The sequence below is a fragment of the Arthrobacter sp. Cza30 genome (assembly GCF_059090765.1).
Genome location: NZ_JBNHGA010000006.1, coordinates 136,627 through 157,337 on the forward strand (window position 1 = coordinate 136,627; position 20,711 = coordinate 157,337).

Genomic DNA, 20,711 nt, shown 5'->3' on the forward strand with positions numbered 1-20,711 from the left:
CTACGCCGGCGGTACCGCGGGGGCCGCGGCACCGCCGGCGGCTGCTTTACTCGATGCCGAGTTCGTCGCAGCCCGCCTTGTACTCACCGGTGCAGATTTCCGAAGCCTCGTAGATGCCGCCGTCGAAAATCACTTCCTTGACGTTCTCCTTGGTGACGACCGTCGGCACGAACAGGGCGGACGGGGTCTCGAAGAGCGTCGCGTCGGGTTCGGGGGTCTCACCATTGAGCAGCTGGACCGCCACCTCGGCCGACTTTTCGGCGACAATCTTGATGGGCTTGGAGATCGTGTTGTACTGGTCGCCCTTGATGATCCGCTGGATCGCGGCGACCTCCGCGTCGTTGCCCGTGACCGGCGGGAACGGCGAGACGCCGGCGGCCTTCAGGGCGGCGATGGAGCCGCCGGCCGTGCCGTCGTTGGCGGCCACGATACCGGTGATGTCCTCACCGAACTGGGTGATCTGGCCGGCCACCCAGTCCTGTGCCTTCGACGGCTGCCACTCCGGGGTGTCGTACGAGGCCAGGATTTCATGTTCGCTGGCCTCGACGGCTTCCGTCGCGCCTTCCTTGATCAGCTGCGCGGCCCGGTCGGTGGGGGAGCCGTTGACCATCAGCACCCCGCCGGTCTCTTCGCCGTCGGCGTCCAGCTTCTTCACCAGGTCCTCGGCGATGAGGCTGCCGATCTTCTTGTTGTCGAAGGAGACGTAGAAGTCTGCCGGCGTGTCCGGGACCGGCCGGTCGTAGGTGACCACCTTGATGCCCTGGCCCTTCGCGGTGTTGACCAGCGAGGCGGCAGCGGTGCTGTCCACCGGGTCCAGGACCAGGACCTCGACGCCCTGGGTGATCATGGCGTTGGCCTGCTGCTGCTGCTTGTTCGCGTCGCCGTCGGCGTTCTGGTACAGCACCTCGCAGCCGCCGCACAGCTCTTCAACCTTGGCCTTGAACAGCGGGCTGTCCTGCTGCTCGTAGCGGGTCGAGGCCCGGTCCGGCATTAGGAACGCGATCTTGCCCTCGGCCTGGCCGCCGCCCCCGCCTGCGGTCCCGCCGCCGCCGCCGGCTTCACCGCCGCCGCCGCCGCCACCACCGCAAGCTGTCATGCCGGCTGCAAGAAACAGGGCCGTGGTGAGGCCCATGATTCCCCGTGTGTTCTTGTTCATCGGAACTCCTCTTACTGGTGGCGCGCCGCGTTGCCGTTCGTGCGTTCCGGCATCCGCGGTCAGAGCCGCTGGGGGTAGATCATCGCCTTGAGCGATTCGGGTTCGGTGGAGGTGTTTTCCAGGGCGGCCGCGGTCTGCGGCAGCGCAAAGCTGTGCGTGACCAGTCCCTCCAGGTTGATCCGGCCGGAGGACACCAAGTCAATGCCCAGCGGCCAGGTGTTGTTGTACCGGTTCACCATCGAGATGGTGATCTCCTTCCAATTGAGCGTGGACAGGGGCAGCGGAACCTCGTCGGTCTTGGCCAGGCCGATGACGGCCGCCCGGCCGGCCTCGCGCAACCGGCCGAGCCCGGAGGCGAGGACGCCGCTGGCGCCCGAGCATTCCAGCAGCACGTCATAGGTCCGCGCCGTGGGCGCGTCGCTCTTCTCCACCGCGAAGCCATGGTCCCGGGCCACGCCGAGCCGGTACTCCGAGATGTCCGTGACCGTGACGCTTCCCGCGCCGAGGGCCCGCGCCGCTTCGGCGGCAAGCAGGCCCACCGGCCCGGCACCGGTGATCAGCACGTCGTCGCCCGCCTGGAGGTTCGCCCGCCGGCAGCCCCACAACCCCACGGACAGCGGCTCGAGCAGCGCGCCGTCCTCGTAGCTCATCGAATCCGGGATCGGGAAGTAGCAGCGGGCGTCCATGGCCAGGTATTGCAGCAGGGCGCCGTCGTAGGGCGGGGTAGCCAGGAACTCCAGGTTCGGGCAGAGGTGGTATCGTCCCGCCCGGCACTCTTCGCAGCTGCGGTCGGGCGTGCCCGGCTCGACGGCCACCCGGTCGCCGACACGGACGTTGCCGACACCCTCGCCGACAGCGACCACCTCGCCGGCGAGCTCGTGGCCGAGGATGAACGGGCCGTCAACGACGAACGGGCCGATCTTCCCGTAGCGGTAATAGGCGACGTCGGAGCCGCAGACCCCCACGGCTTCCACCCGGATCACGGCCTGGCCCCGACCAGGCTCGGGCATGGGGCGTTCCTGAATCTCGATGCTGCTCAGGCCGGTCATCACGGCGGCGGCATTGCCCATCTAAGACTCCTTAGCGAGCAGTCACTGGGTCAAACGGCCCCGGACCCCTGAATGTGATACAACGCACATTCATACGCTTATGCTAACCCCGGCGGACCTGCCGCGGCTATGAAACTGCGGGTCGGAGGCCCCGCGGCCCCGTAATTTCCGGGCCGGCAGTCTAGACTCTAAGCCGTGAAGATCCGGACCCATTGGCAGCGCGTGCCACCGAGGAAAACGTGCTGACATTCCTCGATGCCCTCAAGCGGGTCCTGGTGGGCAAGCCGTTCCGCAGCGAGCGGCTGAAGCAGGACGCGCTGCCGCGCCGCCTCGCGGTCCCGGTCTTCTCCGCCAACGCGCTCTCCTCGGTGGCCTACGCCCCGGACGAGATCTTGCTGACGCTGGCATTGGCGGGCGTCGCGGCGATCGCCCTGTCGCCCTGGGTCGGACTGGCGGTCATGGTGGTGCTGCTGGTCCTGGTGGCGTCCTACCGGCAGAGCATCCACGCGTATCCGTCCGGCGGCGACTACGAGATCGCCACCCGGAACCTGGGCAAGCCGGCAGGCATTACGGTGGGCTCCGCGCTGATGCTGGACTACGTGCTCACCGTCGCGGTGTCCATGTCTTCGGCGGCCCACTATCTCGTGTCCGCCGTTCCGGCGCTGAAGGGCTGGCAGCCGGGAGCGGCCGTCGCCGGCATCGCGATCCTCGCCCTGCTCCATCTGCGCGGGCTGGGACGCGGGCGCCTGACCGTGGCGATCGCCACCTATGTCTTTGTGGGCACCGTGCTGCTGATGTGCCTGGCCGGGTTCGTCCTTGACCTCACCGGAAGCCTGGGCGAGGCACCCAGCGCGGCGTTCGACGTCGTGCCGGAACCCGGCCTGGAGGCGGGCCTGACCGGGCTGGCCGGCGCGTTGCTGGTGCTGCGGGCCTTCTCCACGGGCGCCGCGGCACTCACCGGCCTGGAGACACCGGCCAGCAACGTGCCGGCCTTCGAGAAACCGCGCGCCAGGAACGCCGGCTTTGCGCTGCTGATGCTGGGCATCTCCGCAACCGTGATCACCATGGCGGTGATGTACCTGGCCCGGGCCACCGAGGTGCGGGTGGTGCAGGTCCCCGCCGATCAGCTGCGGCTGGACGGCGGACCCCTGCCGGCGGGCTACTTCCAGTCCCCGGTGCTCAGCCAGCTGGCGGAGACGGTCTTCGGCGGCGGCGCCCCGCTCTTCTACCTGACGGTCGCGGCCACCGCGGCGATCCTGGTGCTGGCCAGCCATTCGGCGTTCAACGCCTTCCCGCAGCTGGCGTCGATCCTCGCCACCGACGGCTTCCTGCCCCGCCAGCTGCGGACCCGCGGGGACCGGCTCAGCTACAGCAACGGGGTGCTCGCGCTGGCGGCCGCGGCCGTGGTGCTGGTGCTGATGTTCAACGCGGACGTCACCCGGCTGATCCCGCTCTACGTGATCGGCGTGATCGTTTCCTTCACCTGCAGCCAGCTGGGCATGATCCGGCACTGGTCCCGCGAAATCCGGGCCACCGCGCACCGCCCGGTGCGGCGCCGAATGCTGCGCTCGCGGTTCATCAACATGGTCGGCTTCATCCTGACCGTGACCGTGCTGGTGGTGGTAGTGGTCAGCAAGTTCGTTTTCGGGGCCTGGCTGGCCGTGCTCGGCATCGTCCTGCTCGGGCTGGTCATGCACAGCATCAACCGCCATTACGTCCAGGTCGCCCGCGAGCTCGCGATCGATCCGGACCAGCCGACCACCGCGCTGCCGTCACGGGTGCACGCAGTCATCCTGGTCTCGCACGTGCGCAAGCCGACGCTCCGGGCGCTTGCCTTCGCGCGGGCCTCGCGGCCGTCCCGGCTCGACGCGGTGGTGGTGGACCTGGACCGTGAACAGACCGAGCAGACCCTGCGCGACTGGGAGAAGCTCAACATCCCGGTTCCGATCACGGTGCTCGCCTCCCCGTACCGCGAGACCACCACGCCGATCATCGACTACATCAAGAGCATCCGCCGGGACTCGCCCCGCGAACTGGTGGTGGTCTACATCCCCGAATACGTGGTGGGACGCTGGTGGGAGCAGCTGGTGCACAACCAGACCGCGCTGCGCATCAAGACCCGCCTGCACTTCGAGCCCGGGGTCATGGTGGCCAGCGTGCCGTGGCAACTGGCCTCTTCCGATTCCGTCCGCCGCTACCAGGAGCTTTCATGACCGACCCCGCACCGCCACTGATCGAACTGACCGTCGGCGCCCCGGCGCACGGAGGCCACTTCGTCGCGCGGCACGACGGCCGGGTGGTGTTCGTCCGGCACGCCCTGCCCGGGGAGCGGGTTTTGGTACGCGTCACCGAGGGCGGACCGGACGCCGGATTCTGGCGGGCGGACACCGTGCGGGTGCTGGAAGCATCCCCGGACCGGGTGGAGCATCCCTGGGCGCCGGCGGACGCGTTGGCCGCGGCCGAAGCCGGCCGGCCGGCCGTGGGCGGCGCCGAATTCGGCCATATCGGGCTGGACGCCCAGCGCCGGCTGAAGGGCCTGATCTTCGCCGAACAGCTGCAACGGCTGGCCAAGCTGGAACGGCAGGTCACCGTGGAAGCCCCCGCGGGGGAGTACGACGACGGACTCGGCTGGCGTACGCGCGCCGCGTTCGGCGTGGGGTCCGACGGGCGCCTCGCCATGCACGCGCACCGGTCCGACGAGCTGGTCCCCATCGAGGGGATGCCGCTGGCCGCGGACGGCGTCAACGACCTGCGGTTGTGGGAGTTGGATCTGTCGGGGCTGCAGCGGGTGGAGGTGGCCGCGCCCGCCGACGGGAGCACGCCGCTGGTGCTGCTGGTGCCGGGCGCGGGGACAACGCCCAAACGGTTGGCGAAGATCGCCGACCGGATCGAACCCGGCGTGTCGGTTGCCGCGTGGGAGCCCGTGCCCGGGCGGCTCACCCGGTTGCGGGGACGCACCTGGGTATCCGAGACCAGCGGGCGGCACCAGTACCGCGTGACGGGAGACGGCTTCTGGCAGATTCACCGGCTGGCGCCGGCCACGTTGACGGCCGCCGTCCTGGACGGCGTTGCGCCCCGGGCGGGGGAGAGGGTGGCCGACCTCTACGCGGGTGCCGGACTTTTCACGGCGCCCTTGGCCGATGCCGTCGGGGTAACCGGCAACGTCCTCTCCGTCGAGGGCTCGCCGGCCGCCAGCAAAGACGCCCGCAAGAACCTGCACGGCTTCGGGCAGGTCGAGATCGTCCAGGGCAAGGTCGAACGGGTGCTGCGCTCGCAGCCCGAAGAGATGGACGCCGTCGTCCTTGACCCGCCCCGCGCCGGCGCCGGAAAAGCCGTGGTGCAGGCGGTGGCCGCCCGGAACCCCCGGGCGGTCGGCTATGTGTCCTGTGACCCGGCGTCCTTCGCCCGCGACCTGGGCTACTTCCTGCAGCTGGGCTGGAACCTCAACTCGCTGCGCGTGTTCGACCTGTACCCGCATACCCACCACATGGAGTCCTTCGCCGTGCTCACCCCGGGGCGCCGCTGAGCGGGAGCGGGCGTGCCCGGCGGCGGCCCTCCCCGCGGGGTCCCAATCCTCCCCGCGCGTTCCCAACCGGTTCCTTACCCTCCCGCGGCCGCTGCACGCGAATCCCTGCGGCCGATGCCCGGCAATCGCGGCTGTGAGGCAGGCCACAGGCGGCGCTCCGGTTCCCGCCAACGGGCTACCCGATAGGATGGAGGCAGCGGTCCCGGACGAAGCATAAAGTCTCTGGTTCGTAAATTCTGCGGGCTTCGGCGTGCAAAGCGGCCAGAGGCCGAACCCAAAGCTGTCCCTTCACACTTAGGGATGCCTAACTAGCGGGTGGTTGCCGCCCGGACAAAGATAAAGTGTGGCGAGAGGAGTCCTGTCATGAGTAATGTGGACAGCTTCGGTTCCAAAGGCGTCTTGAACGTCGCCGGGGCCGAGTATGAAATTTTCCGGCTGAGTGCCGTTGAAGGTGCCGAGAGCCTTCCGTTCAGCCTCAAGGTCCTGCTGGAGAACCTGCTTCGCACCGAAGATGGCGCGAACATCACGGCGGACCACGTCCGCGCCCTGGCCGGCTGGAACCCCGACGCACAGCCGGACACCGAGATCCAGTTCACCCCCGCCCGCGTCATCATGCAGGACTTCACCGGTGTTCCGTGTGTCGTCGACCTGGCCACCATGCGCGAGGCCGTCAAGGAGCTCGGAGGCGACCCGAAGCGCGTGAACCCGCTGGCCCCGGCCGAACTGGTGATCGACCACTCGGTCCAGATCGATGTTTTCGGCAACGCCGGCGCGCTCGAGCGCAACATGGAGATCGAGTACCAGCGCAACGGTGAGCGCTACCAGTTCCTGCGCTGGGGACAGACCGCCTTCAAAGACTTCAAGGTGGTCCCGCCGGGAACCGGCATCGTGCACCAGGTCAACATCGAATACCTGGCCCGCACCGTGATGACCCGCGAGGTTGACGGCAAGCTGCGCGCCTACCCGGACACCCTGGTCGGCACCGACTCGCACACCACCATGGTCAACGGCCTGGGCGTGCTCGGCTGGGGCGTCGGCGGCATCGAGGCCGAGGCCGCCATGCTCGGCCAGCCCGTGTCGATGCTGATTCCGCGCGTTGTCGGCTTCAAGCTCACCGGTGAAATCCCCGCCGGCGCCACCGCCACCGACGTCGTACTGACCATCACCGAGATGCTGCGCAAGCACGGCGTGGTGGGCAAGTTCGTGGAGTTCTACGGCGAAGGCGTGGCCGCGGTGCCGCTGGCGAACCGCGCCACCATCGGCAACATGAGCCCGGAGTTCGGCTCGACCGCCGCCATGTTCCCGATCGACGACGTGACCCTCGACTACCTGCGCCTGACCGGCCGCTCCGAGGAGAACATCGCCCTGGTCGAGGCGTACACCAAGGAACAGGGCCTCTGGCACGATCCGTCGCACGAACTGAAGTTCTCCGAATACATCGAGCTGGACCTGTCCACCGTGGTTCCGTCCATTGCCGGTCCCAAGCGGCCGCAGGACCGCATCGCCCTGACCTCCGCCAAGAATCAGTTCCGCAAGGACCTGCAGGGCTACGTCGGCACCGGCAACGAGGACGCCCTGGACGAGGCGCTCGAAGAGTCCTTCCCGGCGTCGGACGTCCCGGCCATGACCTCCACGGTCCGTCACGCTGCCGCTGCGCAAGCCGCCGCTGCGCAGTCCGGCGCGGCGCAGGCAAGCGCGCCGCAGGCCGACGACCGTCCCTCCGGCGGTTCGGCCAGCCAGGGACGCCACGTCGCCCTGCCCAGCGACGGCCGCGCCTCCAAGCGTGTCCACGTCACCATGGAAGATGGGCGCGAGTTCGAACTGGACCACGGTGCGGTGTCCATCGCGTCGATCACCTCCTGCACCAACACCTCCAACCCCTCGGTCATGCTGGCGGCGGCCGTGCTGGCCCGCAACGCGGTGGAGAAGGGCCTGGCGTCCAAGCCGTGGGTCAAGACCTCCATCGCCCCGGGCTCCAAGGTCGTCACCGATTACTACGAAGAGTCCGGCCTGATCCCGTACCTGGAGAAGCTTGGCTTCTTCGTGGTCGGCTATGGCTGCGCCACCTGCATCGGTAACTCCGGACCGCTGGAGCCGGAGATCTCGCAGGCCGTCCAGGACAACGACCTGTCGATCACCTCGGTGCTGTCGGGTAACCGCAACTTCGAAGGCCGCATCAACCCGGACGTCAAGATGAACTACCTGGCGTCCCCGCCGCTGGTCGTCGCCTACGCCCTGGCCGGCACCATGGACTTCGACTTCGAGAAGCAGCCGCTGGGCCAGGACCCGGACGGCAACGACGTGTTCCTGAAGGACATCTGGCCGAACCCGGTCGAGGTCCAGCAGGTAATCGACTCCTCGATCAACAAGGAGATGTTCGCCAAGGGCTACGAGGGTGTGTTCGAGGGCGACGACCGCTGGAAGGCGCTCGAGACCCCGGCAGGCGATACGTTCGCCTGGGACCCGAACTCCACGTACGTGCGGAAGCCACCGTACTTCGAAGGCATGAGTGCCACGCCGGAGCCGGTGCAGGACATCAGCGGTGCGCGCGTGCTCGCCAAGCTGGGCGACTCGGTCACCACCGACCACATCTCCCCGGCCGGTTCGTTCAAGTCCGACAGCCCCGCCGGCCGTTACCTGCTGGAAAACGGCGTGGAGCGGAAGGACTTCAACTCCTACGGTTCCCGCCGCGGCAACCATGAGGTGATGATCCGCGGTACCTTCGCCAACATCCGGCTGCGCAACCAACTGCTGGACAACGTGGAGGGCGGCTTCACCCGCGACTTCACCCAGACCGGCGGTCCGCAGGCCTACATCTACGACGCCGCCATGAACTACCAGGCCGCCGGCACCCCGCTGGTGGTGCTGGCCGGCAAGGAGTACGGTTCCGGTTCGTCCCGCGACTGGGCCGCCAAGGGCACCGCGCTGCTGGGCGTCAAGGCCGTCATCGCCGAGAGCTTCGAGCGCATCCACCGTTCGAACCTGATCGGGATGGGCGTGCTGCCGCTGCAGTTCCCGGCCGGCGAGTCCGCCGCGTCGCTGGGCCTGTCCGGCACGGAGACCTTCTCCATCGAGGGCGTAACCGCGCTGAACGAGGGCACCACCCCGAAGACGCTGAAGGTCACCGCCACCGGCGAGGACGGCAGCACCAAGAGCTTCGACGCCGTGGTGCGGATCGACACCCCGGGTGAAGCCGACTACTACCGCAACGGCGGCATCCTGCAGTACGTGCTGCGCCAGATCTCGGCGAACTAGCCCGGGATCCGGCACACACCGCACAGCGGCCCAACGCAGGGCGGGCGTCCGATGGACGTCCGCCCTGCGGCGTCCGGCCACCGCACCAGCCTGCTTTAGGGCGCGGTTCCTGACCACGGGTCGCCCGCGTTGTGTGCACCCTCGCACCGGGGGAACGCAGAGTGGCGGATGGATGGCGGTAGGATTAACCGACGCTTTGTGAAGGAAAGGACCTGCTCTGTGGGATTGCTCGAGACCATCCGCGAGCCGCGCGACCTGCGCCGGATCGACATGGTCCAGTTGCAGGACCTGGCCCGGGAAATCCGCCAGTTCCTGATCACGAACGTCGCACAGACCGGCGGACATCTCGGCCCGAACCTTGGAGTCGTGGAGCTGACCCTCGGCATCCACCGCGTGTTCGACTCCCCGCACGACAGCATCGTCTTTGACACCGGCCACCAGTCCTACGTGCACAAACTGGTCACCGGGCGGCAGGACTTCGGCACGCTGCGGCAGCAGGGCGGGCTGGCCGGCTACCCGGACCGCGCCGAATCGGTGCACGACATCGTCGAAAGCTCGCACGCGTCGTCGTCGTTGTCCTGGGCCGACGGCATCTCCCGCGCCCGCCGGCTGACCGGCGAAGGCGACCGCTACGTCGTCGCGGTCGTGGGTGACGGCGCCCTTACCGGCGGCATGGCCTGGGAAGCCGTGAACAACATCGCCGCCGACCGCGGGCGGCGCGTGGTGATCGTGGTCAATGACAACGGGCGGTCCTACGCGCCGACGATCGGCGGGCTGGCCGACCAGCTGGCCGCGCTGCGCCGGACCACCATCGACAAGGTCCGCACCCACCAGGCCTACGAAGGCACTCTGGACTGGTGGAAACGGAAGCTGCAGTCGGGCGGGCCGCTGGGCCAGTTCGCCTACCGGAGCCTGCACGCGACCAAGAAGGGCATCAAGGACTGGTGGGCGCCGCAGGGCCTGTTCGAGGACCTGGGCATGAAGTACATCGGCCCAATCGACGGACACGACCTGGAGGCCGTCGAGGCCGCGCTGACGCAGGCCAAGAACTACCGGGGCCCGGTAATTGTCCACACGATGACCGAAAAGGGCCGCGGCTACGCGCCCGCCCGCGCGCACGAGGCGGACCAGTTCCACGCCGTGGGCGTCATCGACCCGGAGACCGGCGAACCCGTCGAGTCCGGCGGACGGCAGTCCTGGACCTCCGTGTTCGCCGACGAGATCGCCGAGATCGCCGACGAACGCCAGGACATCGTCGGCATCACCGGAGCGATGCTGATCCCGGTGGGCCTGCAGAAATTCGCCAGTAAGCATCCGGACCGTGTCTTCGACGTCGGCATTGCGGAGCAGCACGCGCTGGCCAGCGCCGCCGGCATGGCCTACGGCGGACTCCACCCGGTGGTGGCCCTCTACGCTACGTTCCTGAACCGCGCGTTCGACCAGCTGCTGATGGACGTCGCGCTGCACAAGGCGGGCGTCACCGTGGTGCTCGACCGGGCCGGGGTCACCGGCCCGGACGGCCCCAGCCACCACGGCATGTGGGACATGTCGCTGCTGCAGATCGTGCCGGGGCTGCACCTGGCTGCCCCCCGCGACGCCACCCGGTTGAGGGAAGAGCTGCGCGAGGCGGTGTCCGTCGACGACGCCCCCACCGTGGTCCGTTTCTCCAAGGGCTCGGTGGGACCAGAGGTCGAGGCCCTGGAACGGCTCAAGGACGGCGTCGACGTGCTGGCGCGCCGGCCGTCCGGCTCCACCGAAAACGACGTGCTGATCGTCAGCATCGGAGCCATGAGCGAACTGGCGCTGGATGTCTCGAACCGGCTCGGCGCCCAGGGCATCAGCTCCACCGTCGTCGACCCGCGCTGGGTGCTGCCGGTGCCCCGCTCGATCATCGGCCTTGCCGCCCGGCACCGGATCGTCGTCGTGATCGAAGACGGCGTCCGCGCCGGCGGCGTCGGATCCCGGATCCGCCAGGAGATGCGTGCCGCCGGTGTGGACACGGCGCTGAACGAGGTCGGCCTCCCGGTCGAGTTCCTGGTCCACGGCACCCGCGCCGAGGTCCTGGAGCGCGTGGGCCTCACCGCGCAGCAGGTGGCCCAGGACACCGTCGCGCAGGTGCTGGGCACCAAGGTCCCGTTCGCGCGCCCGCTGCCCGGTCAGGAACTGCCGACCGGCCAGATTCCCAAGATCCAGTGACCGGCCGAATCCCCGCCGAGGCCCGGCCCGGCGATATGGTGATGTTCCGCAACTGGAAGTACGACGGCGCTGCCCACTGGCTGGTGCCCGGCACCTACCTCGGCTCCGACGGTTTCGGCGACTGGATCTTCCAGCCGGCCGGCTCCCTGGTCGCCCGGCCCGGCATCGCCTTCTTCGCGGCCTCCGACGCCGTGCAGTTGCTGCCCCGGGAAGGCGACTACGTGGCGACGTTCTACGACGACACCTACCCGGGCGACTTTCGCATCTACATCGACCTGGCCACCGGCATCCGGGTGGACCCGCTGCTTCCGGCCGGCTGGGAAGTCCAGCTCACGGACATGGACCTGGACGTGGTTCGCTCCGTCAGCGGCGGCGTGTACATCGACGACGAGGACGAATTCGCCGAACACCGGGTGACCATGGACTATCCGCCGGCGCTGGCCGAACGGATCCAGGCCAGCTGCCTGGCGCTCTACGGGCAAGTGGCAGCAGAAGCCGCGCCGTTCGACGGAACGGCCCTGACATGGCTGAACAAAGGACGGACATGAGTTTCCTTCGGGTGTACAAGAAGAACGACGACGGCGCGCTGGTGTTCCGCGAGGCGTGGTTCGACGAAGACTACGGCCAGTTCGTGGTCAACCACGGAACGGTGGGCCACCAGAGCACCACGCAGGAGAGCCGGGACGTCGATGCCGAGGCCGCCGAGTCGCTGATGGACGCGTTCGCCGCGCAGTGCGCCGAAGACGGCTACGCGGAGCTCGCGCCGGGGGAGCAGCACTGGGTGATTGCCCAGTATGCGTTGAAGACCGCGGACGGCAGCGACCGGGACCGTTACCTCGAGGACAAAGCCAAACGCACCATCACCGAGTACTTCGCCTGGCGCGGGCTCGGAACGGTGGAGAAGACCGAGTTCGTCCCGCACAAGCTCAACATCTATGTCCTGGCGCCGGATGCGGCCAAGGCGGTGGCTGGCCTGAAGGTCTGCCTCCGCGAAGCCAAACTGGACTTCACCAAGCTGAGCATCGGCGTCGCGCCCCACGGGGACCTCGCCGCGGTGAAGCAAAAGCATCCGCTGCCGGCCAAGACGGCGTTCAGCCTGTAGGGCCCGGCAACCCGGTCCGCCCGGCCGCCGGCGGGGATGGCGTTAGCTGCCCTCGGGCAGGTCCAGGCCGGCGGCGCGCGCCGCCTCCCGGTAGGCGGCCGCCAGCGTGGCCACGGTGTGGTGGGCGTTGAGGCCGCTGGGATTCGGCACCACCCAGACTTCGGCCCCGCCGAGCGTCTCCGGTTGCCGGCCCAGCTGCGCCTTCGGCCGCTCAAAACCCACCCGGTACGCGGTCACTCCCGCGACCGCCACCACCCGGGCCCCCAGGGTTTCGACCCTGGCCGCCAGGCGCCGGGCCCCGGTGCGCAGTTCCTCGGCACCCAGCTCGTCCGCCCTGGCGGTAGCCCGCGGGACAATGTTGGTGATGCCCACGCCGCGGTCGATCAGGTGGTTGCGGTCCGCAACCGCCATGCCGTCCCCGGCGTAGATTCGATGGTCGGTGATGCCGGCCGCCGCCAGGGCCGGATAGAACCGGTTGCCGGGCCGGGCGAAGTGCGATCCGGTGGCAGCCGACCAGAGGCCGGGATTGATGCCGACGAACAGCAGGCGCAGGCCCGGGCCCAGCAGATCGGGGACCAGCGCGTCCTTGTAGGCGAGCAGTTCGGCACGGGTAAAGGGCACAGAAACCACTCTTTCACACGGCGTGCCGCCCCGCCGCGAAACCGGCCGCATGCTCAGGCTCGCGGCCCCCTGCTCCGGACAGACTAAGGCACGGCGCCCTCCGAAGAGGTGGCGCCGTGCCCGTGCCGCCGCCCGCCGAGGCGGGCCGGCGAATCAGTCGGTACCGGCGTCGAACGCGGCGCGGTCCAGCGCCTCGTCGGCCGCGCGGTCGGCCGGGTCGAGCTGGGCGGTGTCGGCGATTTCGCTCGCGCCGCCGGCCTCCAGTGCGCCCACGAGCTCGGCGGTGGGACCGCCCACGAGGCCCTGGGCCGCGTACTGCTCCAAGCGGGCGCGGGAGTCGGCGATGTCCAGGTTGCGCATGGTCAACTGGCCGATGCGGTCCAGCGGACCGAAGGCAGCATCGCCCACACGCTCCATGGACAACTTGTCCGGGTGGTAGCTGAGCGACGGCCCGGTGGTGTCCAGGATGGTGTAGTCCTCGCCGCGGCGCAGCCGCAGGGTGACCTCGCCGGTGACCGCGGAGCCAACCCACTTCTGCAGCGATTCGCGCAGCATGAGCGCCTGCGGGTCCAGCCAGCGGCCTTCGTACATCAGGCGGCCCAGGCGGCGGCCCTCGGCGTGGTAGCTGGCCACGGTGTCTTCGTTATGGATCGCGTTGAGCAGCCGCTCGTAGGCGATGTGCAGCAGGGCCATGCCCGGGGCCTCATAGATGCCGCGCGACTTGGCCTCGATGATGCGGTTCTCGATCTGGTCGGACATGCCCAGCCCGTGACGGCCGCCAATGGCATTGGCCTCTTGGACCAGGGCGACGGCGTCGGTAAATTCCGTGCCGTTGATCGCCACCGGGCGGCCCGCCACGAAGCGCACCGACACATCCTCGGTGGGAATGTCCACGTCCTCGCGCCAGAAGGCCACGCCCATGATCGGCTCGACGGCCTCCAGGCTGGTGCCCAGGTGCTCCAGCGTCTTGGCCTCATGGGTGGCGCCCCAGATGTTGGCGTCGGTGCTGTACGCCTTCTCGGCGGAGTCGCGGTAGGGGAAGTTGTGCGCGGTCAGCCATTCGGACATCTCCTGGCGGCCGCCGAGCTCGGAAACGAAGCGCGGGTCGAGCCACGGCTTGTAGATGCGCAGCCTGGGGTGGGCCAGCAGCCCGTAGCGGTAGAACCGCTCGATGTCGTTGCCCTTGTAGGTGGAACCGTCGCCCCAGATGTCCACGCCGTCTTCCCGCATGGCGCGCACCAGCAAGGTGCCGGTCACGGCGCGGCCCAGCGGGGTGGTGTTGAAGTAGGAACGGCCGCCGCTGCGGATATGGAAGGCGCCGCAGGCCAGCGCGGCCAGGCCTTCCTCCACGAGTGCGGGCTTGCAGTCCACCAGGCGGGAGATATCGGCGCCGTACTCGGTGGCGCGGCCGGGCACTGCGTCGATGTCCGGCTCGTCGTACTGGCCGAGGTCGGCCGTGTAGGTACAGGGCACGGCTCCGCCGTCGCGCATCCAGGCAACGGCAACGGACGTATCGAGTCCACCGGAGAAGGCGATGCCGACGCGTTCGCCGACGGGAAGGGAAGTCAGAACTTTGGCCATGGTTTCGATCATATGTGCAGCGGCACCCAAAGACAGAAGCGGCAACGCCGCGGCCGCCTGCGTGACGTGTCCGAACTCACCCCCGCTTCCGGAACGGGGGCCGGAGCCGGGATAGGATGCGAGGCGAACGGCAAATCCCTTAGTGACATGACAAGGATGTAGCGATGGAATACCGGCGTCTCGGCAAATCCGGCCTTACCGTCTCCACGGTGGGACTGGGCTGCAACAATCTTGGCCGGTCCAACACCCCGACGGAAACGCAGGAAGGCACGGAGGCGGTGGTCAAGGCCGCACTCGACGCCGGCGTGACCTTTTTCGACGTCGCCGACAGCTACGGCAAGACCCCGGGCCTGAGCGAGGAGTTCCTGGGCAAGGCGCTGGGATCGCGCCGCGACGACGTGGTGGTTGCCACGAAGTTCGGTATGGACATGCGGGGCGCGAACGGCGAAGACTTCGGTGCCCGCGGCTCCCGGCGGTACATCGTCAGGGCAGCAGAGGCCTCGTTGCGCCGGCTCGGCACCGACTGGATCGACCTCTATCAGTTCCACACGCCCGACCCGCTGACTCCGGTCGAGGAGACCCTGTCCGCCCTCGACGACCTGGTCCGTGCCGGCAAGGTCCGCTACATTGGCCACTCGAACCGGTCCGGCTGGCAGATCGCCGAGGCGGAATTCACGGCGCGGATGGGCGGCTACACGCCGTTCATTTCCAGCCAGAACCACTACAACCTGCTGGACCGCCGGGCGGAGCTGGAAGTCACCCCTGCCGCCGAGGCCTACGGGCTGGGCCTGCTGCCGTACTTCCCGCTGGCCAACGGCCTGCTCACCGGCAAGTACAAGGACGGCAAGGCACCGGAAGGCAGCCGGCTGACTCACTCGCGTACCAACATGCTCAAGGACGCCGACTGGGAGCAGCTTGGCGCCTTCTCCCGCTTCGCCGCCGACCGCGGCCTCAAGGAAATCGAGGTGGCCTTTTCCTGGCTTGCCACCCGTCCCGCGGTCGCGTCCGTCATCGCCGGTGCCACGAAGCCGGAACAGATCCGGCAGAACGCCCAGGCTGCGGGCTGGCAGCCCACCGCCGAGGACCTGACCGAGCTGGACGGCATCTTCCCCGCGGTGCCGAAAGTGGCCCTGTTCTGACATCTTCGCGGAGGCGGCGGGAGGAGCCGATGGAACGCTGGGAAGACTTTTACTTCGAGGGCGCCAAGCAGGGCTGCCTCCACCGCCGGTGGGCGGATCACGTCCTCACCACGCGGATCGCCTTCGGGAGCGGGCAGGACGGGTACCGCGCGGAATCCGTCATCCGGTTCGAGCCCGGGACCCGGCGGTGGGAGTCCTCTTCTTACCGGCAGGGGCCGGGCCTCACCGAGGCGTCGGCCCGCCGGGAGGACTTCGGGCTGCCCGTGACGAGCCTGCCAAGCTACGGGGAGTACCTCCTGTTGACGGACATGATCGGTTCCGGCACCCAGGTTATGGAGTTTTTCCGGCTGGACGACGCCGCGCCGGCCGAACCCGACAGCGGGGCATGGACGAAGATGTCGCTGGCCGGCGCCGAGGACGTCCTGCTGACGGACGGCCGCCGGACGCTGTGCGACCGCTATGAAGTGGTGCAGAGTGCCCGAATAAGGGAAACAGTCGTCGGCCTCCCCGGCCGGAAGGACTATGCACTGCACGTCGGGGCCGAACTGGTCGGCGTTCATTGGGCGGCCGCCGGCCGTGTGGTCAAGAGCGACTGGCGCGGAGCCGAGTCCTTCCTCGCTCCGGACCGGGCGACGGCAACCGCCGGCCTCGACCGGGCGCTGATTGACTTCCTGGACGCCGGATACGGTTCCCGGCCGGCTCCGGCCGACTAGGACGCCTGCTCCGGTGGCTTCCCGGCCGCCGGTTTCAGACGGTGACGGTGATCCATTCGCCGTCGACAGCCGCCGCGAAGCGCGGAAGCGGAGCGGGTGCCGGACCGCCGGTAACTGTGCCGTCGGCGAGCGCGAAGGTCGAGTTATGGCACGGGCACACGAATTCAGCCTTCGTCGGAGTCACGCCGCATCCCTGGTGCGTACAAACGGCGCTGTAGGCCAGGACGGTGGTTTCGTCGGGGCGGTGGATGAGGATCTTCTCCCCGCCTGCCTCGCCGCTGGCGCTGCCTCCAACCGGCACGTCGCTGAGCTTGCCGACCCGAACCGGCGTGCCGTCGCTGGCAATCGGGGAAGCGGAGGCACCTTGTGCCCCTGTGTAGTCCTGGAGCGGGGAACATGCGGTGAGCGCGCCCACCGAACCGACGGCGGTCGTAGCGGTCAGGATGGCGCGGCGCGAAGGCAGGGACGAACTCATGTCCGTTATTCTCCCGGAAGGTGCTGGTGAATTTCCAAACCGACTGCCGATCGCGCAGGGCCAACGTGTAAGCAATCAAGCCACTACGGTGATCCATTCGCCGTCAATGGCCGCTGCGAAGCGCTGCAGCGGTTTCAACGCCGGCCCGTCGAGCACCGAGCCGTCTGCGGCGTTGAAGACAGAGCCGTGGCACGGGCAGCGGAACTCCTCGCCTGCCGGCGCCACGGTGCACCCTTGGTGAGTGCAGATTGCGCTGTAGGCAAGGACGGTAGTTTCGTCGGGACGGTGGATGAGAATTTCCTGCCCGCCGGCTTCGCCAGCGGCGCTGCCGCCAACCGGCACGTCGGCGAGCTTGAGGACCTGGACGGCCGCGCCTCCGGAGGCAGCCGGGGCGGGTTTTCCGCCGGCCTCGCCGCCGCCGTTCCCCGCCGGCGCACAGGCAGCCAATACACACGCCGAGCAGGCCGTTGCGGAGGCGGCCAGGACCGAGCGTCGCGAGGGACCGGCATCGAGATTCATGCGCTGACCTTCCCCGTGGGCAGTATGGGTGCCTTCGCAAAGGTAAACGTCCGGGCCCATGGGTTGGTTCAGCCGGCTCATTGGGCGTTCTACGGCCCGTCGCTTCCTGTACCGCCATCATTGGCCTTCGCCGTCCTGTCTCTTAAAGGCGTTTTCCGCACCTGATCGTTCCGCCGCCGCACCGCGGATGCCCACACCCAGGTCATCCGCCGGACCCCTGCGTCCGTCCAGGTGACTTGCACAGCCCGGGACGTCCAGCCGAATGCCTCACCGGCGACCAACTCGGCTGAACCTGGGAACCGGATCCACGCCCAAACCGGCACCCCTGGCACCACACGGGTCACCTTGCAGTGCCCGAGATCCAGTTCCTCCGGGGTCAAAGACACCGGCTCGGCCCGCCTGGCGTAACGGGCCGCCAGCTTCGCCAGCGCGTCCCCATCCACCCCTTAAAAATAGAACACATGTTCTAATTAAGCGAAGCGCCCAGTTCAAGTTGCCCGCTTCTATGCTCCGGCCATTCGTCTACACGGGCCTGCTGTTCGTCGCCGCGGCCTTCCTGCTCCTCGAGGTGCCAGGCCTTACCCTCTCGTAGTGGCCTTCAATCGGCGCCTGCCCGCACCTCGACCACCACCTTGCCGAGCGCGTGGCCCTCGCCGACGTAGGCGAGCGCTTCGGGCACCTGCGCGAGTGGGAACACGCGGTCGATGTGGATGCGAACATCTCCTGCAATGCACCGCTCGGTGAGGAGCGAGAAATGCGCCGGACCCGGCTTGACGGCGAGAACCCCCAAACGCCGCCCCGTCATGGCACCGATCAGCGTGCCAATCGTCACCACTCGCAGAAGGGCGCGCATCGTCCCGCCGACGATCAGGTAGGTGCCACCGGGGGCGAGCGCGCGGCGATACGCGAACACCGACCGCCGTGCGACGAGGTCGAGGATGAGGTCGTACGGACCGGTCCGCGTGAAGTCGCCGGTTCGGTAGTCGATGACCTCGGCAGCACCCAGGTCGCGCATGAAGTCGAGCTTGCCGGCATTGTCCACCCCCGTGACATGGATGCCGGCAGCAGCGGCGAGTTGGAGCGCGAACGCCCCAGTTCCTCCGCCGGCGCCGTTGATCAGCATCCGCCCACCAGGCTTCGCACGCGCAACCGCTTGCACCGCGATCGCCCCCGACTGCGGCACGGTAGCGGCCTGAGCGAATGACAAGTGCGACGGCTTCGCGGCGAGAGCGTGCTCCGGCGCCACCGCGTACTCCGCAAAGCCGCCTTTCAGAGCGAGATTGTCGCCATAGACGTCGTCATCGATCCGGAACCGCGTGACCCCTGCGCCCACAGCTTGGACCACTCCCGCGATGTCCGAACCGAGCGTGCGGCGGGCCGGTCTGAATAGGCCGCCGAATCGGGCGTAGGCGGGCGACCCGTGCAGCCCCTCCCAATCGCTCAGATTGACCGAGGTCGCGATCACCCGCACGAGCACCTGGCCTCTCCCCGGCGTCGGCGTGGCGATGTCGTCGAGCCGCAGCACATCGGGCGACCCGTAGCGGTCATAGACGATCGCTCTCATGCCCCGACGCTAGTCGCGCCCGCCGGCGCGCGCAATCATTCGCCGTTCGGTGAAGACGTCCGCCCTCCTGCTGGCGGACAGCGTACTCGCGCGTCCTTCCGCACGGCGCTCCGCGCCCGTGGAGTTTGGCGCTTCGTGGCGGCGTTCTGTTCACCGAGCACGGCGTACACCGCATCTGCGCCGACTGCGACACCCGCAACGACCGCTCGGTCGCACTCGAACGCATCGGCATGCGCCGCGAGGCCCACCACCACAAGTCAGCCTGATGAAAGGGTGAATGGACCGACGAGGACGAGTACGTCTACGCCATCCTCGCCGAGGAATGGGCAGACAAGAGCCACGGAACAGACCCACAACCGCCGGCCGAAGCCGGGGGTAGAGACCGCTAGCTGGCATCAGACGTGGGAAAGGTATCCGCGAATCGTCGGAGCCAGTGCTAGTAAAAAACCCGTCCTTAGTTAGGGGAGTGGCGATCGGGTGCCGCTCTATAGACCGGCTATCGGGCGCCTGCTTCTGACATTATGAGGTGGTGAAACTTGACCCTGTTGGCCCTGTCGACCATGACGCAGGCATTCGGATGTGGCAGGAATACTGTGCTGCTCACCCGGAGGCGGTAGCTGCGTCCCCGGAATACACAATTGAACACTTCGGTGATACGCAGCGGTTAGCTGATGAACTTCTCGCTCATGTTCTCAGCGGAAGGAAACGCGCGACGGCGGAGCTCGTTGCGGACTTCATAGCGCGAGGTGACCAGGTGCCCCGGATCGGGTCCCACTGGATTGCCTGTGATGGGAACGGCACTCCGAGCATCATCATTCGCAGTATTGAACTGCGCATTGGTTCCTTTAATAGTGCTGACGCTGCGTTCGCCCTCGACGAAGGCGAGGACGATCTGAGCCTAGACAGTTGGCAGCGTGAGCACCGCCGCTACTGGGCTCGCGTATCAGCAGCCCAAGGGCGTCAATGGGCAGAGTCCGACGAGATCGTCTTCGAACGATTCAAGGTGGTCTGGCCACCTCAATATGCAGATTCGGCGCAATAAGTCAGCCGCACGTTCGCTCGTAGGAGATCGCAGCGGCGCCCCCCATGAAAGGCGAACTCATGCGCCCGGAACTTGAGCAATACGCGAAGTCAGTAGACCACCTGGACAGGGTGAGCGCCACTACATCACTGTCTCTACGTGAGGGCATCAGCAACATCCTGTCGTGGCAACCGATCTGGCTAAAGGCGCTGTTCGTGGCTCGTGGCGTGCTGGCCCGCCTCATGCGGCTCGAACACCCATCCGGCCGTACGAACCGCGCACCTCGCCCGGCAGAGATGAGCCTCCGCCCCGGTGGCAGACTCGCCTTTTTCACGGTTTCCGAAAGCAAGGAAGACACCTACCTGGTGCTCACCGCCGAAGACACTCATCTAATCGCCCACCTCATCGTCGAGGTGGAGCCGACCGGAACCGAACCCAAGAACAATTTCCAGATCACTACCGTCGTCCATTACCGCCGTTGGACGGGGCGGCTCTACTTCAACCTAATTCGGCCTTTTCACAACATCATCATGCGCCGCATGATCACTGCAGCACTGGTGCATCCCCCCGGTTTTCAGAAGAACTTCCCAAGCCGATAACTGTGTATATGCCCGGGCAGGTGTCTCGATGAAGAATTCTTGACCCGAACATTCAAGATTTGGCCCGGGAAACGGGCCGCATGTTTGTCGACGAGGGCGGTCAACTGCAGCCAGGCGACGAAGTTCGCGGCGAAGGCGACAATGTATGCCCAGGCCTGGTTGGCGGTGAAATCGAAGAACTGCAGCCCGCCCAGC

17 protein-coding genes are annotated in these 20,711 nt (G+C 67.9%); 10 read left to right on the plus strand and 7 right to left on the minus strand.

The features are described from left to right. Nucleotides 1-46 precede the first annotated feature (46 nt). Nucleotides 47-1,156 (minus strand): ABC transporter substrate-binding protein, encoded by a 1,110-nt coding sequence (locus tag AC5RVZ_RS21235; RefSeq protein ID WP_494067658.1) that lies wholly within the window; start codon nucleotides 1,154-1,156, stop codon nucleotides 47-49. 59 nt (nucleotides 1,157-1,215) lie between these two features. Further along, nucleotides 1,216-2,226 (minus strand): NAD(P)-dependent alcohol dehydrogenase, encoded by a 1,011-nt coding sequence (locus AC5RVZ_RS21240; protein WP_494067659.1) that lies wholly within the window; start codon nucleotides 2,224-2,226, stop codon nucleotides 1,216-1,218. Between the two features lie 218 nt (nucleotides 2,227-2,444). On the opposite strand from AC5RVZ_RS21240, the gene AC5RVZ_RS21245 reads away from it, so the two are divergent. From AC5RVZ_RS21245 to AC5RVZ_RS21270, 6 genes are all read left to right on the plus strand, one after another. Then, complete coding sequence (locus AC5RVZ_RS21245; protein ID WP_494067920.1) at nucleotides 2,445-4,418, plus strand: APC family permease; 1,974 nt, start codon at nucleotides 2,445-2,447, stop codon at nucleotides 4,416-4,418. Continuing rightward, nucleotides 4,415-5,731, plus strand: a complete 1,317-nt coding sequence (locus tag AC5RVZ_RS21250) for a class I SAM-dependent RNA methyltransferase (protein ID WP_494067660.1) — start codon at nucleotides 4,415-4,417, stop codon at nucleotides 5,729-5,731. The genes AC5RVZ_RS21245 and AC5RVZ_RS21250 overlap by 4 nt, the downstream gene beginning before the upstream one ends. Before the next feature lie 363 nt (nucleotides 5,732-6,094). Continuing rightward, nucleotides 6,095-8,986 (plus strand): aconitate hydratase, encoded by a 2,892-nt coding sequence (locus AC5RVZ_RS21255; protein WP_494067661.1) that lies wholly within the window; start codon nucleotides 6,095-6,097, stop codon nucleotides 8,984-8,986. A 219-nt stretch (nucleotides 8,987-9,205) separates the two neighbouring features. Next, nucleotides 9,206-11,182, plus strand: a complete 1,977-nt coding sequence (dxs, locus tag AC5RVZ_RS21260) for a 1-deoxy-D-xylulose-5-phosphate synthase (protein ID WP_494067662.1) — start codon at nucleotides 9,206-9,208, stop codon at nucleotides 11,180-11,182. Further along, the gene (locus tag AC5RVZ_RS21265; protein ID WP_494067663.1) at nucleotides 11,179-11,730 is read left to right on the plus strand and encodes a DUF402 domain-containing protein; all 552 of its coding nucleotides are present in this window, start codon (nucleotides 11,179-11,181) and stop codon (nucleotides 11,728-11,730) included. Before dxs ends, AC5RVZ_RS21265 begins: the two co-directional genes overlap by 4 nt. After that, a complete protein-coding gene (locus AC5RVZ_RS21270) occupies nucleotides 11,727-12,284 on the plus strand; it encodes a hypothetical protein (RefSeq protein WP_494067664.1) in 558 nt (185 codons plus the stop codon). The genes AC5RVZ_RS21265 and AC5RVZ_RS21270 overlap by 4 nt, the downstream gene beginning before the upstream one ends. A 42-nt stretch (nucleotides 12,285-12,326) precedes the next feature. On the opposite strand, the gene mug is transcribed toward AC5RVZ_RS21270, so the two are convergent. Together mug and argG are read right to left on the minus strand one after the other, a co-directional pair. Further along, nucleotides 12,327-12,905, minus strand: coding sequence for a G/U mismatch-specific DNA glycosylase (gene mug / locus AC5RVZ_RS21275; RefSeq protein WP_494067665.1), 579 nt, complete (start codon nucleotides 12,903-12,905; stop codon nucleotides 12,327-12,329). Nucleotides 12,906-13,058: 153 nt separating this feature from the next. Continuing rightward, nucleotides 13,059-14,486, minus strand: coding sequence for an argininosuccinate synthase (gene argG, locus AC5RVZ_RS21280; RefSeq protein ID WP_494067666.1), 1,428 nt, complete (start codon nucleotides 14,484-14,486; stop codon nucleotides 13,059-13,061). Nucleotides 14,487-14,650: 164 nt separating this feature from the next. Between argG and AC5RVZ_RS21285 the strand changes: the two genes are divergently transcribed. Further along, nucleotides 14,651-15,625: an aldo/keto reductase gene (locus AC5RVZ_RS21285; protein WP_494067667.1), complete on the plus strand. Its 975-nt coding sequence runs from the start codon at nucleotides 14,651-14,653 to the stop codon at nucleotides 15,623-15,625. A gap of 29 nt (nucleotides 15,626-15,654) precedes the next feature. Continuing rightward, nucleotides 15,655-16,338 carry a hypothetical protein gene (locus AC5RVZ_RS21290; protein ID WP_494067668.1) on the plus strand — a complete coding sequence of 228 codons (684 nt, stop codon included), beginning with the start codon at nucleotides 15,655-15,657 and terminating at the stop codon, nucleotides 16,336-16,338. Nucleotides 16,339-16,372: 34 nt separating this feature from the next. On the opposite strand, the gene AC5RVZ_RS21295 is transcribed toward AC5RVZ_RS21290, so the two are convergent. The 3 genes from AC5RVZ_RS21295 to AC5RVZ_RS21305 all read right to left on the minus strand — a co-directional run bounded on the left by AC5RVZ_RS21295 (nucleotide 16,373) and on the right by AC5RVZ_RS21305 (nucleotide 18,896). Then, the gene (locus AC5RVZ_RS21295; RefSeq protein WP_494067669.1) at nucleotides 16,373-16,813 is read right to left on the minus strand and encodes a Rieske (2Fe-2S) protein; all 441 of its coding nucleotides are present in this window, start codon (nucleotides 16,811-16,813) and stop codon (nucleotides 16,373-16,375) included. Between the two features lie 75 nt (nucleotides 16,814-16,888). Further along, nucleotides 16,889-17,332, minus strand: coding sequence for a Rieske (2Fe-2S) protein (locus AC5RVZ_RS21300; RefSeq protein WP_494067670.1), 444 nt, complete (start codon nucleotides 17,330-17,332; stop codon nucleotides 16,889-16,891). Between the two features lie 598 nt (nucleotides 17,333-17,930). Next, nucleotides 17,931-18,896: an NAD(P)-dependent alcohol dehydrogenase gene (locus AC5RVZ_RS21305; protein WP_494067671.1), complete on the minus strand. Its 966-nt coding sequence runs from the start codon at nucleotides 18,894-18,896 to the stop codon at nucleotides 17,931-17,933. A gap of 577 nt (nucleotides 18,897-19,473) precedes the next feature. On the opposite strand from AC5RVZ_RS21305, the gene AC5RVZ_RS21310 reads away from it, so the two are divergent. Both AC5RVZ_RS21310 and AC5RVZ_RS21315 read left to right on the plus strand, forming a co-directional pair. Then, nucleotides 19,474-19,938 carry an ASCH domain-containing protein gene (locus AC5RVZ_RS21310; protein ID WP_494067921.1) on the plus strand — a complete coding sequence of 155 codons (465 nt, stop codon included), beginning with the start codon at nucleotides 19,474-19,476 and terminating at the stop codon, nucleotides 19,936-19,938. A 44-nt stretch (nucleotides 19,939-19,982) separates the two neighbouring features. Further along, nucleotides 19,983-20,516 carry a DUF2867 domain-containing protein gene (locus AC5RVZ_RS21315; protein ID WP_494067672.1) on the plus strand — a complete coding sequence of 178 codons (534 nt, stop codon included), beginning with the start codon at nucleotides 19,983-19,985 and terminating at the stop codon, nucleotides 20,514-20,516. Nucleotides 20,517-20,711 lie beyond the last annotated feature (195 nt).